Consider the following 17,366-nt stretch of genomic DNA (forward strand, 5'->3'; position numbering starts at 1 on the left):
CTCGGCCAACCGGTATAGGGCTTAAACCGACAAACCATTCTCTCAGCCAGTCGCATTTAATCAAAAAAAGAACCTCTTATTCGGCATAAGGGGTTCTTCTTTCTATGGCGGCTCTCAGTTGAATTGGGATTTACCGTTTACCGAAAGATAAGGGTAATTCCATTTTTCACTCTGCACTTTCGCAAATCTTGCCCAGAGCCGCACTTTATCTTTTCCTCTGCGACCATTTCCAGATAATGCTTCTGTGACAGGCACAGCTTGTCCCGTACCAGTGTGGAAACCTTGACGGGAAGCACGTACTCGGTTTGCAGCTCCACTTCTGATATTTCCCCGGATACGGGTATATCGCCAGAAACAGAGCAGCGTGCCGGCACCACCTCGGCGCCGTTTCTTCTCAGAAACTGAAAATCCAGGGCATACTGCCGGGCAAGCTTTTCATCATTGCTGTAAAACCCCTCCAATAAGCCGTGGTTTAACGTCTGGGGCGACACGCGCGAATATACTGCCGCGTTCCAGGTTGTATCACATTTTACGCATTTATAGATCAGCCAGATATCCAGATACTTGCGCTGAGCGTTAACCCGAAACTGTCCTGAGCAGGTGAATTCTTCCTTTTTACCGCATTTTTTACAATGCCTTGACACCAACGGCGGCTCAAGGGGTTCAATTTTCCAGATAATTTTTTTCATTGTCTGGCTCCTCTCTTTATTTTAAAGAAGAAGCCTGATCAGGTGGATTGTCACAAACGCTTTTCATCCTGCGCCTCCTCTCTTTATGAATTCATTGTAGCATGATGCTTTTGTCCACCCTACCTAAACCTCATTTCATAAAAGAACATAAGAAAAAGGCCGATCCAGTCCGTAAAACTGAATCAGCCTCTGTCAATGATTTTTTTCTTTTTTCAACTGCCCGATAATTCTCTGGATACTCTTCAGGGAAAGGAAATACTTTTCCGTCAGAGCCTCCATCGACACTCCTGCCAGATAGTCCGCATAAATACGGGCATTCCGCTCTTTCAATTCCTGACGCGTCGAGGTCGATGCGCCCCAGCACTTTTTGTTATCAGCAATTCTCGGAATGTAGATAAACTCCCCGTCAATATACTCCTGAACCTTTTCCAACAGCTCACGCGGCAGAATATGTATTGCTTTCTTATAGCTCATTTTGCGCTCCTGATTTAGTTTTTTAAACGGGAACAGCAAAGCTACCGACAAGCATTTATTCAATTTATAAACCGTTGCGACAGCCCTGCCTACGCAACCATAACGATAGGATTAAGCATAAAACTCCACCCCTCCTTCTCCTCTGATTTTTTCTGTTCAATTTTACCACAATCTGAAAAAGGACAAAACCTCATTCTTTTTTATTAAAGAAAAATGAGATTTGTCCTTAAGTTGATTATTATTTCATTGTTTCAAAATAAAAATAAGCGATTAATTCCATTCCATACATCAGGATCAAAAAAACACTCAAACCCAGCACAATCCCAGTAAATAAAAGACTGGGCAGAAAATAATTCAGAACAGCGGACAGGCATAAAAGAATAACACAAGCTATCTTAGCGTATTTGAAGGCTAAAGCTCCGGCTTCCAGCTTCAAATACTGTTCTCTTTCATCTTTATAAACCATTACCCCCGCTCTGCTATCCATAATCTGACTGATCTGCTCTAAACCTGCGGGAATAATGATGCAAAAAAGCCATAATTGATTTTGAGGAACTCTGTTTTCTATCAAATCGTTTACCATCAGAAAAAGAGAAAAACCAATACAGACTGTCAGAACAACCAATCTTATCCAGGGCATCCAATTATAAATTTTCCATTTCATTTTCCAGATTCGCCTCCAAACAATACAATTCTTCAATTGTTGTATTAAACAAACGCGCGATTTTGTAGGCTAACATAATCGATGGATTATACTGCCCCTTTTCCAACGAAATAATGGTCCTGGTTGACACTCCTACAGCATCTGCCAGTTGGAGCTGTGTCAAGCCATTTTCTTTTCTCAGTTCTTTTATTCTGTTTTTCAATTTATTTCTAAATATGAAGTTCCTTTCACATGAAGTATGCTTCATATTATATCATATTTTGCTAAAAATGCAACATGTTTTAATTTGGCTTAAATAAAAAAGGATGGAGATACCAGATAGGATTTCCATCCATAACATTTTAACAAACCTTACTTCCCGCCGGCATCGAAGCATCCTCTACGGTCAGCAGTGAAAGTTTTTTTCCGCCGATGGCGGACAAAATCATTCCATTGGATTCTACGCCACGCAGCACGATAGGTTTAAGATTAACGCATACCACAACCGTCATTCCAATTAAATCCCCTGGGGCATAGTACTCCGCAATTCCCGAAACAATCTGCCGCTTTTCACCACCCAGATCAATTTGAAAAACTAAAAGCTTATCTGCGTCCGGGTGCTTCTCACAGGCCAGGATCTCTCCGGTTTTCAATTCAACCTTTGAAAAATTATCAATGGTGATCCTGTCACTACTCTGCATTTCGGGTTTCTTCTGCTTTTCTTTCTGCACTGCCTTGGTTTTCTTGTTCTGTTTTTCGGTTTCCACTCTCGGGAACAGCGCGTCACAGCATTCAATTTCTATCTCTTCCGGATACTGTCCAAACGCCGCCAGACTTTCCCAGGTTCTCAGCGCCTCCGGCACCTTCAAACGCTCAAGTATCTTCAAGCCTGTATCCGGCATTACCGGGCCAACCATAACCGCGATAAAACGTAGGGCTTCTGTCAGATTATACATAACTGCTGCCAGACGGTTGTATTTTCCCGAATCTTTACACAAAATCCATGGCTCAGTTTCATCAATATATTTGTTGGTTCGCCCAACCAATTTCCAAACCGCTTCCAGCGCTCTGCTGAAGTCCACTTTGTCCATATGGGCAGCAAAAACTTCAGGTGTATTCTCTGCCAGTTTAATCAACTCAGCATCCAGCACCTCAGCTTCCCGTTTCTCCGGTATCTTCCCGCCAAAATATTTCACAGTCATCGCGGCTGTTCTGCTCAGGAGGTTTCCCAGATCATTGACCAGATCCGCGTTGATACGATTTATCAACAGCTCTTCACTGTACACACCATCCGATCCGTCCTTCATCTCCCTCAGCAGGTAGTAGCGCAGAGCATCTACGCCATATTTATCCGCCAGTTCCACAGGATTCACAACATTTCCAACTGATTTTGACATCTTGCCGCCTTTAAGCAGTATCCATCCATGACCATAAATCTGATCTGGCAGCGGTAAATCCAATGCCATCAGCATAATCGGCCAATAAATCGTGTGAAAGCGTATGATGTCTTTTCCTACCAGATGGACGTTCGCCGGCCAGTACTGCTCCATCAGGTCAGGCTTGTCATTAAGATAGCCCAGAGCCGACAGGTAATTCGGCAGTGCATCGATCCAGACATAAACAACATGCTCAGGGTCAAAGTCAACCGGAACACCCCAGCTAAAGGAGGTTCGGGACACACAAAGATCCTGAAGACCAGGCTTGATGAAATTATTGATCATTTCATTTTTCCGCGACTCCGGCCGGATAAAATCCGGGTGTGCTTCAATGTGTTTAAGCAGCCGGTCTGCGTATTTGGACATTTTGAAAAAGTAAGCCTCCTCAGAAGCCATCTCAACCGGCCGGCCACAGTCCGGACACTTTCCGTCAACCACCTGACTTTCAGTCCAGAAAGATTCACAGGGAGTACAGTACCAGCCCTCGTATTTTCCTTTATAGATGTCACCCTGGTCATAAAGCTTTTTAAAGATGCGCTGAATGGTCTTCATGTGCTGGGGATCCGTGGTCCGGATGAGCTGGTCATTATCAATCTGCATCAGCTTCCAGAGCTCTGCGATGCGTGTAGCTTCTTCATCCACAAAGTCCTGCGGAGACATGCCTTTTTCCTCCGCGACCTTTTCGATCTTCTGGCCGTGCTCGTCGATTCCTGTAATCATATAGGCGTCGTAGCCCTGGAGCTTTTTAAAGCGCTTGAGCGTATCCGCCGCCACAGTTGTATAGGTATGGCCTATGTGCAAATCACTGCTCGGATAATAAATAGGCGTTGTAACATAATACTTTTCTTTCAATTCTGGGTCCTCTTTATCTGTTGATTTTTGACGCGAGGCAGGCCGCGCCGAATCCATTATCAATATTCACAACGCCAATGCCGCTGGCACAGGATGTCAGCATTCCCAGCAAGGCTGAAACGCCGCCAAAGTTCGCGCCATACCCAATGCTCGTAGGCACTGCGATAACGGGTTTATCCGTCAAGCCGCCAACCACACTCGCCAGAGCGCCCTCCATTCCAGCGATTACAATGATAACTCCGGCACGATTGATCCGGTCTACATTGTCGAGCAGCCGGTGAATTCCCGCAACGCCGACGTCATAAAGCCGATCCACACGATTTCCCATGACCTCCGCGCAAACCGCCGCCTCCTCGGCCACCGGTATATCCGAAGTGCCTGCGGACACGACCGCAACACTTTTTTCGCTGACTTCAAAAGGCTTTCGCCTGACCACGACAACTCTGGCATCCTTATAATATTCCGTTTTATCAGAAAGCTCCGCAATGGTTTTGTAAACATTTTGATCTGCCCGTGTTGCCATAATATTCCCATCGGTATGCGTAATCATATCCTCAACAATTCCATGAATCTGCTCAAGGGATTTCCCAGGGCTGTACACTACTTCCGGAAAACCATTGCGCAATTCTCTATGATAATCGACCTTTGCGTATTCCAGATCATGATACGGTATATCCTTTATCTTTTCAAAAGCGCTGTCGATACTGGTTTGACCGCTTTTTACCTCTGACAATAAATTTTTTAATCTTTCTGCGTTCATTTTTTCCTCCGACCTTTTCAAATGAAAGACTGGAAAGGTCTTTCTCCTTTCCAGTCTCTTAACCCTGAAATACAATCATTAATTAAAGAAACCAATAAAGCCTGTCGCAAGGAAATATACGAACACCGGCACTGTGAGGAATTTATACAGAACATCTTCCCATGCGCCGTATTTAATAACCGATGTCGGATTAATCCATTCTTCACGCACGCGTTTCGCTTTATAAAACCACGCCAGATAAAGCGCGATCCCCGTTGCAGCAGCCGTATACAGGAAGGTTCCAACCAAATAATCGAAATGTTCCAGGAACTCAGCAATCCAGATACATGGAATTGCCCCGATAATGGCGACAAGTGTTACAATGATAACAGCCGTTCTTCTCTTGAGGCCAAAGCTGTCGATCAAAACCGCAACCGGTACTTCCCAGGCGGACATGGTTGTGGATAAGCCTGCGAACAGCAACGCAATCAGGAAAAACACCAGCCAGACAGGACCGCCAGCCAGCTGCTCGAAAACTTTTGGCAATACCATGAAAATGAGGCCGCTTCCCGCGTCCGGGTTCATCCCAAAGAGGATAACTGCCGGGATCATTGCAAAGCCGCTTAAAACGCAGATTAACATCTGAGTAATATTAACCGTTACCAGATCTGTACCAATGTCCGCTTTATCAGAGCAGTAGCTGCCAAAGGTTATCAGATAACCGGGGCCACAGCCAATTGCGAACAAGGCCATGCCAGCCGCTTCAACCCATAGCTTTGGATTGGCCCATTGGGAAAAATCCGGACGGACATAAAACTCGATTCCTTCAATGATACCAGGTAAGGTACAGATACGAATTACTAAAACTACCAGAATGACGAAAAGGGTTGGCAAAAGGATTTTACATGCTTTTTCAATCCCACCCTTGATGCCGCCCAGGCAGATAACACCCGTTAAAATATCAAGCCCGGCGACAATCAAGAACACAACGATTTTATTGTTCGATATAACGCTGTAAAAACCCTCCGGATCCGCCAAAAATGGTGACCCCGCAACCGTATAGTAGATGTACTGCACAACATTTGCCATAATAACCGGGTAATAAAACATTAGCAGCAATGGAATCAATGCAATAAACGTCCCGATAACTTTACCTTTTTTGCCAGCCAAAGACTCCAGCGCGCCGGCGACACCGGATTTTGTATGCCGTCCCAGCCCCACTTCTCCCCAAGCGGCTGGAATAACGATAATGATACTGATCAGAAAAAATGCCAGAACAAAAGCGCCGCCACCATATTTCGCTGTCAGCATTGGAAAGCGCCACATTGCGCCAACACCAATTGCCATCCCCAAGGTTGACAAGATATAGCCTATCCGTGATCCCCAGGCACCACGGCTTTTTTTATCATTCATTTTATTATCCCCTTTTAGATCTCTTTATTTTTCAATGCATGTGCAATTAAAAAAATACTACCCCCACCGAGAACCACACCATAAAATATCAACATAATCCAAGTGCCGATCGACATTTTTAACCTCCTGATTTTTAAAAACACTTTACCAATTACTGTTAAATTACTCGATTTTCACTAATCATGTCGATATAACTCGATCTTCTTGAGAAATAAAATGAATTTTTAAAATAGGCTTGCTAATTATAAAAACCATGGTATTATTATCACAAAAGAGATTAGTGAAAATTTTATTTATAGTAATCTGTTATTTTAAAGACGAATAACCATATTACTTTTTACTTTTCACTTTTAATTTCTTTTAAAACTATGCAGAAGAGTTGGACTAGAACTCTTTTGCATAGTTACTTGGCTTTTTGATTTGAAAATTTATAGACTTTGCTGAGCTGTTCTTGCAATGACATTTTCCTGAACATCTTTATCCAACTCAATAAAATACGCAGAATATCCCGCGACTCGAACCATCAAATTTCGATGGTTTTCCGGATGAATTTGTGCATCTCTCAGCGTTTCCTCATCAACAACATTTATCTGAACATGTTCTCCATATTCGTCAAAATAAGATTTAATCAATGTTCCAAGAATATTCAAACCTTTCTCACCTTTAACGATAACCGGATCAAATTTCTGGTTGAGTAGCGTGCCAATCAAAGGACGGAACTGATCAATTTTGGAAACCGAACGCAAAGCTGCGGTCGGACCGTTGACATCTCTGGATGCAGCTGGGGATGCATTATCCGCCAACGCTTCAAAGGCATGCCGTCCGTCAGGTGTAGCCCCAACACTTTTGCCCTGAAGGACATTAAAGGACTGTGAAAGAACTGACAAAACGTACTTACCATCTCTTGAATCAGGGTATTTTTCAATTTCATCTGTTGCGATTTCTACAATTTTTTGCGCGATCTCATCAACGTAATCATCGTCATTACCGTATTTAGGCGCATTATTCATCAGCATCTGTCTCAAAGGTTCATAATTTTTAAAATCATCCGCAATGGCTACTTTAAGTTCATCAAAACTTATCTTGTGCTCATCATAAACGAACTTCTTAATTGCTGCGATCGAATCCGCTGCATTAGCCATCGCAGTGATAAACGAACCTGAAAAATTATATTTTGCGCCACCTTCTTGCAATGTTTTCCCTTTTTCAATACAATCATCCACTAGGCTGGAAGACAATAAAGCAGGAACCATATTGGCCTGACATGCGCCAACAATATTGTAGGCTTCACACATCAGCCTTGTAAAATATTCCATCTGCTTTTGGTAGGCATCCATAAACTCCTCAAACGATTCAAATCGATTTGGATCACCGGTCTTAAGTCCAACCTGCTTTCCTGTAAGCGGGTCAACACCATCATTCAGAACAAACTCAACAAGCTTCACGGTATTAATGTAACCTACAACCGGTCTGCCATCTGTTTTTCCGGTAACATAATTTTCAACGCAGCCTTCGATGCTCCAGTCTCTGGCTTCCTTGATAGTAGCTCCTTTTGAAAGAACAAGTGGAATAATCAGCTTATCGTTAAACATTGCCGGTGTTGCAAGACCATCCTGTATCATTGTCAGTGCCTTCTTGAAAAATTCTTCATTAATAGCATCATGGTAGCGGAAAGATATGGTTGGCTGTGTTGTTTTCACTTCGCTGGTTGCCTGCAGAATACAGAAAGAAAATTCATTGACTGCATCTTTACCATTCGGTGTTACGCCGCCAACCGCACAGTTTTGCCACATAGGATATCCTGCAAAAGCTTGTGCGTCAAAGTCGTCGCGCACTTTAATAATTTCTGTTATTTTAATCCACAAACACTCAATATACTCTACGCATTGATCAAAGGTGATAAGACCTTCTTCAATATCTTTTTTGTAAAAAGGGAACATCGTTTGATCAAACCGCCCAAGACCAATAGAGTGTCCATTTGTTTCAATCTGCATAATCAAGTGCATAAACCAGAAAAACTGGAGTGCTTCATAGGTGGTCTGCGGCGGGTTCTCAGGAACATTCGCACAATTGCTGGCAATTTGTAAAAGCTCCTTTTTTCGTTTTGGTTCGCTTTCTTTTTCAGCCATTTCCTTAGCTAATTTTTCATAGCGTCGTGCAAAGTCTATGCAAGCTTCACAAACAATAATTACACCCTGCCAAAAATCAATCTGGCGCTGTGTATTATGATTAACAAACTCAACAGCATCAATTTTTCTCTGTACTTTTTCTATAATTCCTTTTAATCCTAAGCTGAAAACTTTTGGATAATTGGGAACCACATGTCCTGTGGAGGTAGTTCTTGAGCCAACAGACAAAACCCCAAGTTGTTCGACCTCCAATACTTCCTCTGTTAACTGATCATCAACAAGCTCCTTAAAACTATTATTTTTCCAAAACTCAAGATCCTCAAGAAGCTTTTCTTTATTTTCATCGCTAATGAATAAAGGGTCCGTTGGTCTGGTAGAAAAGGTATCAATCGTCTCAATAATCCAATTTGCTCCAAATTCAGGAAATACTGGAACTCCCCGATATTCTTTAGCTTGATTGCCGGCGAACAATTCATCGTCAGCAATGTATATCGTCATATTTGCCAATAAATATTTTAATAGCTTGGCGCGTCTGAGCATTGGGGTATCACAGGAGCATTGTCTGTAGAATTTAGTAATTAATTCCGCGCGTTCAACACAAATGTGTGGTTTTGTTTCACGCATCCTATCTCTTAATTTTTCTACACGTCTGGTTATCATTTTATATTCCTCCATTAATTTTGAGCTATTCATACTGCTCAAACCAGCATTTCTTACCTGCTGGCATCAAAAACTGATTTATATAGTCAACGTATTCCAACATTTTTTCCTCTTCTGGTGTTTTAACATCCTTCAACGCATATTTCCTGCCCAGCATTTCATATTTATGAACCCCAAGAGCATGGTATGCTAACAGTTCAATACCCTTCGCATGATCGGCGGAGGCCACTAATTCAGCGATCCCTTTAAAATTTTCCAAACGGTCATTATAGCCTGGAACCACTGGAATTCGTACTGTTATTTTATTTCCCAAAGCATCAATTTTTTTAAAATTATCAATGATTCTTTCGTTTCCGCGTCCTGTCAAAACTTCATGTCTCTTTGAATCAATTTCTTTAATATCCATAAAAAGCAAATCTATGTATTGCATAGCTGGTGCAAAAAGCTGGTATTCTGCATAACCACAGGTTTCAACAGCTACATTTATTCCCAACGTTTTACACTCCCGGGCCGCATTCAAAAGAAAATCAGGATGTGTTAACGGTTCTCCTCCTGAAAAGGTAACTCCACCATTAGAATTGGTATAATAAATTCTATCGCGCTGTACCTTTTCCATAAGCCTTTCGATGGTCATTTCTTCTCCAACCACACGCTTCGATTTTGCATAGCATACTTCTGTACAAATACCACACACATTGCATATGCCTCTGTCTATAACACCGTGACCGCTTGCATCTAATGTGATACACCGTTTTGGACACTTTTCAATACAAACACCACAACCTATGCAATGTGATTGGGTATCTGCAATCTCTTTTCCGTATTCCTGCGACTCTGGATTTGCACACCATAAGCAGTTCAATGGACAACCTTTTAAAAAAACAATCGTGCGTATTCCAGGTCCATCATGAATTGAACATTTTTGGATATTAAACACCAGTGCAGTGTCTCTACTGTTCCAGTACCGGTTCATCTTGATCATTTTTCTTTTTAGTATAGAGAACACCAAATCCTGTCACCGCACAGATAACAGCGAATATTGGTGTTGCATATCCCATTAAGTAATAAGGTGCATATTCTGCTACCGCAACACCTAATGTTAACGAACAATAAATACCATTTGTTCCCCAAGGAACAAGTGGTGCCATGACTGTTGCACCATCCTGAATAGTCCTTCCCAGAACACGTCGGTCAATTCCCTGTTCATCAAATTTTTTACCCATAGCGTTAGCTGGAAGAAGCATTGCAAGGTATGGATCTGCCGCAAAAAAACTTAAGGCAATAGCCATAACAAGCGTGGTTGTAATAAGTCCTGCACGATTTTTGGTTAATCCACTGATTTTTCCAATGACAATACTCATTACACCAGTACGTTCTAAGCATCCGGCAAGAGCTAATGAAAATAACATCAGCATCACTGTCGATGTCATTGAGTTCAATCCACCACGGGTCAACAAACTGTCAATAACCTCGACACCTGTTTCAGAAACATATCCCGAATGCATAAAAGTTAAGCAGGAAGCTATATCTTGTCCTTGAATAATAAATGTGAAAAATGCCCCCATCAGCGATGCGATAATCATAGTTGGAATGGCGGGTACTTTTAAAATAATCATTGCCAATAACAAAATTAATGGTATTATTAATATAGGTGAAAGATTAAAGGAAGAAGCAAGCCCATCCGTAATGGCCTGTATCTGTGATATATCTGCTGTCCCTGACCCGTATCTAAACCCAAGGAAAACAAAAACAACTGCACTGACAAGCAGGGAAGGACCTGTGGTATAAATCATTGCACGAACCACTTCGTAAAGTCCTCCTTTTGATACAGCAGCGGCAAAATTTGTTGTATCGGAAACCGGCGATTGTTTATCACCAAAATAAGCACCACAAAGAATCGCCCCGGCAGTCAGACCTGCTGGAATTCCTAAACCGATTCCGACGCCCATGAAGGCGACCCCAATTGTTCCGACGGTTGTCCATGATGACCCCGTTACAATAGACATGATGCAGCATAGCAGCAGAATAGATAACAAAAACCATTGTGGTGAGAAAATTTTAAGTCCATAATAAATAACCAGTGGCACAGTACCGCTGGACATCCAAGTTCCAACAGTAACCCCAATCAGGCAAATAATCAAAATTGCCTCTATGGATTCTGAAATGCTTTTACAGATACTATTGCGCATATCTTTCCACGGAATACGCAGATAAATACTGTAAACCAAAAGGACTGTGACACTCATTAAAATTGGAATATGAGGGTCTAGTTTAAGGCCTACCACGCCGATCAACAGGACCCCGATTGCAGCTATCAAAACAATGACAGAGATTCCAAAAGTCGTTTTTCTTTCCGGTTTAACTTCTTTTGCTGTTTCGTTATTTTTAAATAGTTTCATGGTTTTCTCTTTCTTAAATTTCACTTACCTGCGAAAAGGTTGTAGCGAACCTTTTCGCATTTTCCTTTTGAACCGTTAAACGTCCTATTTTTCCTGATAGTCCTCAATGTTTTTAATGACTTTCTGGCTTAGTCTGACTTTCGACAAAGCGGATGTTCCCGCCGCTTTATCTGGGCAAAAAACATTCGGGTAGTTTGAAAACTCTTTTGAACCAAGACCACCAAACGTATCGCTCAGTGCGTAATTTTTTTTGTTTTGCAACCACTTTTTCAAAGCTCTTATTTCATGTGAAGGCCCAATTGAAGTGTTTACAAAAATTTTGCCATTACCAAAGATTTCAAATGCACGCTCATCCATCAAAATAACGTTTTTATTCAAACATGTACATAGGATTTCTGCCTTTTCAAGCAAATCGTCTTTTGGGAGCCATATAAAGCCCTCTTTATCCTCTACTTTCGGTTTTCTCGTTCTGCTGAAATAGTAAACATTGGCGCCAAAAAATTTCAAGGCACGGGCAACCATAATACCACTTGTTCCCATTCCCATCACGCCAATATTAATATCTGTAAGCTCCATTGGTGTATTTTTCCACATAACTCCACCAAATCCATGCAGAAGCCGAACAAGTTCGCTGATTACGTACTCAGGTACTCCCTCATCACCATAATCACGGACTCCTTTTACCACAATTCCCTTTTTTTCTGCGGTAAGAATATCTACATTGGCATTTTCCGGTGCGTACAGACTGCAGCACATCCCAATATACTTAATATTCGGACAGGCATCCAGCACTTCGCTGTCAATCTGGCTTGTGTAGCTTAGCAAGACCGCATCAGCGTCGCCAATCCGCTTGATGATCGCGGCGTTATCCTCTGGAATACTGTAATAAAACTGCACTTTTTCCGCATATTGTGACAGTGCATTTTCCGCTTCCGGTGTCAGATTCAACCGTTCAATTGCCACCATTTTTTTGAACATACTTTTCCCCTTATATTTAACTTACTTAATAAACGTTAGTTTATTTTTTCTTCATCCGCGTCGCTGTATCTTCGGCCGACCTTCACTTCATCGCCGACAATTCCCTGTACAACAAAGACATTTCCCGGAGGGCATCCTTTTACTGAACGGCCCTTACCCTTGAGCGGATTGGTACATTTTCCGATTAACACGGTGTTTTCCGGCGTGGATTCCGGTGGCAGTTCTTCTTCCTTTACCGGCCCTACAACCAAAATTTTTCCTTCCAGGTATTGCGTTAATTCCTGGCTTTTCAAATCCATCAATGAACTGATAACGGTATTACGGCAGCCTGTACAGGCACCTTCAGCAAAGATCAGCTTATAGGGCGGCAAGCCTTCAATTTCCACTTCACTCGAGCGTTTAAAACGGTGTTTAACGTCTTCAATGGATTTTCCTTTAATCTCAATTTTATCAAGATCCATTTCGCCAAGTCCTCTGGCATTCGCCTCAACTGTCAACATTGGCTCGTCCACGTTGTAGCCCATAATAACGCTGGCTACAGCATCACAGGCGACCACGTCTTTTGAAGCAACGATGAGATCCATTACAACGGTTTCACCAAAAATCGGCCCCAGCCCCTGCTGGCAAAATGTACCGTCAATAACATTTAACACAGGCTTAATGGTCTGGATAATGTCGATGACGCCGTTTATAACGCCAATGGAGTGAAATTCCTTTTTCTGAACATCGCCGATCAAACCTTTCAGATTTTTCAGACCAAGCGTCACCTCTGTCTGATCATGGGTCTTCATAACCGGAACAGTGATAATGGCATCGGCTTCGGCTACAACATCCCAGGAGCTTAATTCTTTGATTAACTTTCCATCCGGCACAGGAATTTTTACTTTTTTGGCCTGTTTTTTCAAGTCAATAACCTGATAGCCTTCTTCTCGCAGCTGGTCGTAACCGCAGGCTTTTATGACTTCCTCTGTATCAACGCCTGCTGCGCTGGATTCTGCGATAATGGCCTCAGCTCCCTCTTCTTTTACGAGTTCTGCAATAGCTTTAACGACTTCCCAACGTGTAACCCCTCCTGATAAACGATCGTCAGGCACGGCAACCAGATTCGGTTTGATCAAAACCTTATATCCCGGTTTGATAATATCGCTAATGCCACCGCAGTCAGAAATCACCTGTCTTACTGTCTTTTCAATGTTTGCATAATCATTACCTTCAGTTTTTTGAATTGATACTACTGACATACTTACTATAACTCCTTTCTCATACCCTGGAATTCACTTCCGCGTATTGATTCCACATTGCGGAATCAATGATTCCATTTATGAATTGATTATATCCGGTATTGCAACAATTGTCAATATGAAATTTTTTGTAAAGAAAACAACTTTTAAACTTTACTGTAAATTGCTCTATAGGTTTTTCTTATTATAAAACGTAACCGCCTCAAGCGCTTCGTCCAGTCCACCTGAAAGGTGCTCTCGTTGTAAATAAAAAAGCGCTTCATCATAGTTTTTTTCTCGAATTCCTAAAATTATTTTTTGCATGCTCGCGATAATCCGTTCCGCATAATCGTTATTTTTTTTGCGGTATTTAAAAATCAAAACCATAATTCTCACAAGCTCATCCTGAAGATTGAGGTAAATTTGATCAATTCTCTTATTATCTAAAACGCTGACCATTGTCCGGTGTACCTCGCTGTCTGCATATTCAAAGGCATAATAATCATGGTAGCTGGCTTTCATACGGACAAACTTCTCTTCAAGTTTAAACGAAAAGTCCCAATTCAATTCTTTTTTAAAAATGGTATCCAGCGCTTTAATTTCCAGAATCTCGCGGATTTCATAAATCTCCCGGACGTCTTTTACGGAAATACCTTTTACATAAACCTTTTTGCGGAAACCGGTCTCAATCCATCCTTCATTGGTTAATTTTTGAATTGCGATATGAACCGGCATACGGCTTACTGAAAATTCTTCGGCCAGGTTGGCTTCTGTAATGGCGATTCCGGGTGGATAATCAAGTGTCAGTATTCTTTCCTTAATCTTCGAGTATACTTGCTCTGTAAGGGATTTCTCCTCTTTATATGCTTCTTTCATGACTCCTCCATTTTAAATACAATATATGTTTTGGTATACCAAAATGATTTATGTATTCATAATATTACTTTTCTGTTTTCCTGTCAAGATATTTTCGTAATTTGATATTTTTATACAATATAAAAAACCCTTGTGGCTATTTAATCTTGTCACAAGGGTTTTTAAACATTAATTGGTTGTTGGGGATAGTTTGTCCACATCAATATATGTGAATCTTTTTTTCAAATCCAACGAAATCTGAGTTGCTGTGGACTGCATCATGTGTATAATATTTTCTTTGTTACTTTCGTCCAGCCTTATTTTGGGGATACTGGTACTGATTGCCGCTACTACACGGTCGTTAGCATCCCATATTGGCGCAGCAATACAGAAAAGTCCGGGTTGAAACTCTTCATCCTCTGTCGCATAGCCGTTCCGCTCAACTTCCTCCAGCATTTCGTGGAATGCGTTGATATCCTTATTAAAATTTGGCTGAAGCTTAATCATTCTCTCGACTTTATCCCACGGCTGATATGCCAGCAGGCATCTGCCAAGAGCGGTATTGAGCGCGGGATAGGCTGTACCTACTGTAAAATTGGGGCGCAGGATATGCGGAGAATCCACCTTGGTCAGATAAATGACGCTCTTTCCCTGCAAAATAGCAAGATTGACGGTTTCCTGCGTTTTTTCAACCTGCTCTTCCATATGCGCTTTTGCTACCTCTACCCAGTCACGGCTGTTGGAATAACGGCTGCTGATATTAAAAAACGCAATACCCAGCTGATATTTGAGTGTATGTGGGTTTTGTACCAGATACTGCTTCATAACAAGGGTATTTACAATTCGCTGCACTGTGCTGGCAGGGATTCCCGTACTTTCGCTGAGCTCTTTAATGCCAAGCTCATCAGCCTTGGAATACTGCTCCAGAATGCTTAAGGTCTTTAGGATTGATTTGGAAAATGATGTTTCCTTTTCCGTGGTTTTTCCCTTTGCCACTGTGTTATTTTCATTTTTAGCCGTATCTCTCACCTCGATTCTTTAATTTAGAATTCCCGATTCTATATTAATAACTATATAATAGTTAGTCTATTTTTTCAATTCTTTTTTATATCTGTAACTTACAAAAATGCCTGGATTGTATCCACCAGTCCCTCGGCGTTGTTATCACAGGATACGCCGAGAGCGCGCAGGTCATCGCTGACATCCACAGCCAGATCGCTGCCATCTTTATTTTCATTGAGAAGTCCGCCCATGATCAGATGGGCGTCCATTCCGCTCTTTTCAAGCCCTTCCAGCATTTCACGGGCAAAGCTGAGCGCAATACCGTTAAAGCTGCTCATCACAATAAAACGACTTTCGCTTTCGATCATCGTATCCAGAATATCCTGCACCGGAACGCTTTTACCCAGGTCAAATACATTTGCGCCAGCCTGGAATAAAATACTTTTCACAATTTCTTTTCCAAATTCATGGCCGTCGGTTGAACCGATAATGACGTTAACATCCTGGAGAGCGCCTTCAAGATTCTGAATCTGGTCGCTGATCTCGCGCTGGCGCTCATTGATAGTCATGACAATATTGGTGGGTCGCACCGGCACACGGCCGCGCATTGCCAGCTTATCTGCTTTTCCAACGCCAAAAACCTCTTCAAGCTGCTCTGAACCAATGGATTTTAAAGCTCCCAGAATTTCTCCGGCGTGGGTAATATCCACATCCAGATCGTCGAGACCGTTCATGATCCGCTCAAAAAAGATTCTGCCGCACGCCACCAGCAGGTTCTTTTCCGCGTTAATCTCTGTCCAGTTGATATACGGTGAATAGTAGCGGCCTTTTTCAATCATCATGTCAACGGTCATATGCGCCTGCACAATCTCATCAATCGAAGGAACCCGGGCCGCCTCTGTCACAGGGATCGGCGTTACGGCATGGCCGGTCGGGCACTTGGACTGTCCCATGCTGTCAGCCATCACAAATGAGGACAAAGCGCCGAAGTTGCGGTCATAGTCAAAGCCGAAGTCGATGGTATTGCCGTAGATCATGGACCCCGGTGTCTTGTAGGTATTGATCTCCCACATCGCCTGGTTGAAGGTCATCCGCAGAATAGGGTCGCTGAAAAGATTGCCAAAGCAGTGACACATTCGGCCGCCCAGCAGCTCCTCTACGATATATCTTTCCATAATGCACCAACCCACAAGATTCGCCAGATCATGGAACTGCGAGCCGAAGCCGTCGTCCACATTTGAGTGGATAATGGTTCCCTGGTCTTTAAATTTTCCCATTAAAACGATGGCCCTGAGCATGTCGATCACGCGTTCCTCTTCAATATCAACGCCAGGATACTCATAGGTATAGTAGTGCGAAACGTTTCCAATTGTTGTTACACCTGCCGCCAGTGCGTAACGCGTATTTTCAAAGGAATTACACGAGGCAATCATATGGTCGCCCAAATGCGGCTGAACAGGCACGATCTGCCCAAGCTTCTGCCATTCGTCGGGGTCTTTAAAGGTTAGTCCTGTCCCCACAGGCAGCTTATGGCGGTATTTTTCTGGCACGCCCATAACCCAGTCCAGACAAAATCCAAAACGATCGACATAGCTTCCGCGCTTCCGAAGTGTGTTATAGACTTCTTCTACCCCTTTCGCGGTGGCGTCCCATGAATTCCAACCGATGTGGCTGTGCTTCATAACATGGCCTTCCTCTGCCATTTTGCGTTTATATTCGGCTTCAGACGCCACACCATTTTCTTCCATGAACAAAGTTTTTCCAATAACGGTATCCGCGGCCACCTTATCCACTTCATCCCGAATGCTCTTCATATCCGGCAAATTCTTGTACTCAAATCGTTTTTTCATTTTAATTTCCATGGTTAGTGTCTCCTT

At 42.5% G+C, this 17,366-nt stretch carries 15 protein-coding genes; all 15 read right to left on the reverse strand.

Features of this window, described 5'->3' with window-relative positions:
• Positions 1-137: 137 nt before the first annotated feature.
• Positions 138-689, reverse strand: coding sequence for a DUF1062 domain-containing protein (locus I2B62_RS18240; RefSeq protein ID WP_195270466.1), 552 nt, complete (start codon positions 687-689; stop codon positions 138-140).
• A gap of 192 nt (positions 690-881) precedes the next feature.
• Positions 882-1,163: a CD3324 family protein gene (locus I2B62_RS18245; RefSeq protein ID WP_195270467.1), complete on the reverse strand. Its 282-nt coding sequence runs from the start codon at positions 1,161-1,163 to the stop codon at positions 882-884.
• 238 nt (positions 1,164-1,401) lie between these two features.
• Positions 1,402-1,827, reverse strand: coding sequence for a hypothetical protein (locus I2B62_RS18250; RefSeq protein ID WP_195270468.1), 426 nt, complete (start codon positions 1,825-1,827; stop codon positions 1,402-1,404).
• A complete protein-coding gene (locus I2B62_RS18255) occupies positions 1,808-2,029 on the reverse strand; it encodes a helix-turn-helix transcriptional regulator (RefSeq protein ID WP_195270469.1) in 222 nt (73 codons plus the stop codon). The genes I2B62_RS18250 and I2B62_RS18255 overlap by 20 nt, the downstream gene beginning before the upstream one ends.
• A 139-nt stretch (positions 2,030-2,168) precedes the next feature.
• Positions 2,169-4,151 (reverse strand): methionine--tRNA ligase, encoded by a 1,983-nt coding sequence (gene metG / locus I2B62_RS18260; protein ID WP_243259606.1) that lies wholly within the window; start codon positions 4,149-4,151, stop codon positions 2,169-2,171.
• A complete protein-coding gene (gene larB / locus I2B62_RS18265; RefSeq protein WP_195270471.1) occupies positions 4,108-4,854 on the reverse strand; it encodes a nickel pincer cofactor biosynthesis protein LarB in 747 nt (248 codons plus the stop codon). Before larB ends, metG begins: the two co-directional genes overlap by 44 nt.
• A gap of 78 nt (positions 4,855-4,932) precedes the next feature.
• Entirely contained in the window at positions 4,933-6,246 is a 1,314-nt protein-coding gene (locus tag I2B62_RS18270; RefSeq protein ID WP_195270472.1) for a sodium-dependent transporter, read from the reverse strand.
• A gap of 428 nt (positions 6,247-6,674) precedes the next feature.
• A complete protein-coding gene (locus I2B62_RS18275; protein WP_195270473.1) occupies positions 6,675-9,035 on the reverse strand; it encodes a glycyl radical protein in 2,361 nt (786 codons plus the stop codon).
• Between the two features lie 25 nt (positions 9,036-9,060).
• A complete protein-coding gene (locus I2B62_RS18280; RefSeq protein WP_207736073.1) occupies positions 9,061-10,017 on the reverse strand; it encodes a glycyl-radical enzyme activating protein in 957 nt (318 codons plus the stop codon).
• The gene (gene nhaC, locus I2B62_RS18285) at positions 9,986-11,434 is read right to left on the reverse strand and encodes a Na+/H+ antiporter NhaC (protein WP_195270475.1); all 1,449 of its coding nucleotides are present in this window, start codon (positions 11,432-11,434) and stop codon (positions 9,986-9,988) included. The genes I2B62_RS18280 and nhaC overlap by 32 nt, the downstream gene beginning before the upstream one ends.
• An 84-nt stretch (positions 11,435-11,518) precedes the next feature.
• A complete protein-coding gene (locus I2B62_RS18290; protein WP_195270476.1) occupies positions 11,519-12,412 on the reverse strand; it encodes a D-isomer specific 2-hydroxyacid dehydrogenase family protein in 894 nt (297 codons plus the stop codon).
• Between the two features lie 35 nt (positions 12,413-12,447).
• Positions 12,448-13,653, reverse strand: coding sequence for a DUF362 domain-containing protein (locus I2B62_RS18295; protein ID WP_195270477.1), 1,206 nt, complete (start codon positions 13,651-13,653; stop codon positions 12,448-12,450).
• A 168-nt stretch (positions 13,654-13,821) separates the two neighbouring features.
• Entirely contained in the window at positions 13,822-14,508 is a 687-nt protein-coding gene (locus I2B62_RS18300) for a GntR family transcriptional regulator (RefSeq protein ID WP_195270478.1), read from the reverse strand.
• Positions 14,509-14,676: 168 nt separating this feature from the next.
• A complete protein-coding gene (locus tag I2B62_RS20810; protein WP_195270479.1) occupies positions 14,677-15,483 on the reverse strand; it encodes an IclR family transcriptional regulator in 807 nt (268 codons plus the stop codon).
• A gap of 122 nt (positions 15,484-15,605) precedes the next feature.
• Positions 15,606-17,351: a cobalamin-dependent protein gene (locus I2B62_RS18310; RefSeq protein WP_195270480.1), complete on the reverse strand. Its 1,746-nt coding sequence runs from the start codon at positions 17,349-17,351 to the stop codon at positions 15,606-15,608.
• Between the last annotated feature and the right edge of the window lie 15 nt (positions 17,352-17,366).

This window comes from Eubacterium sp. 1001713B170207_170306_E7 (assembly GCF_015547515.1).
Lineage (GTDB): Bacteria > Bacillota > Clostridia > Eubacteriales > Eubacteriaceae > Eubacterium.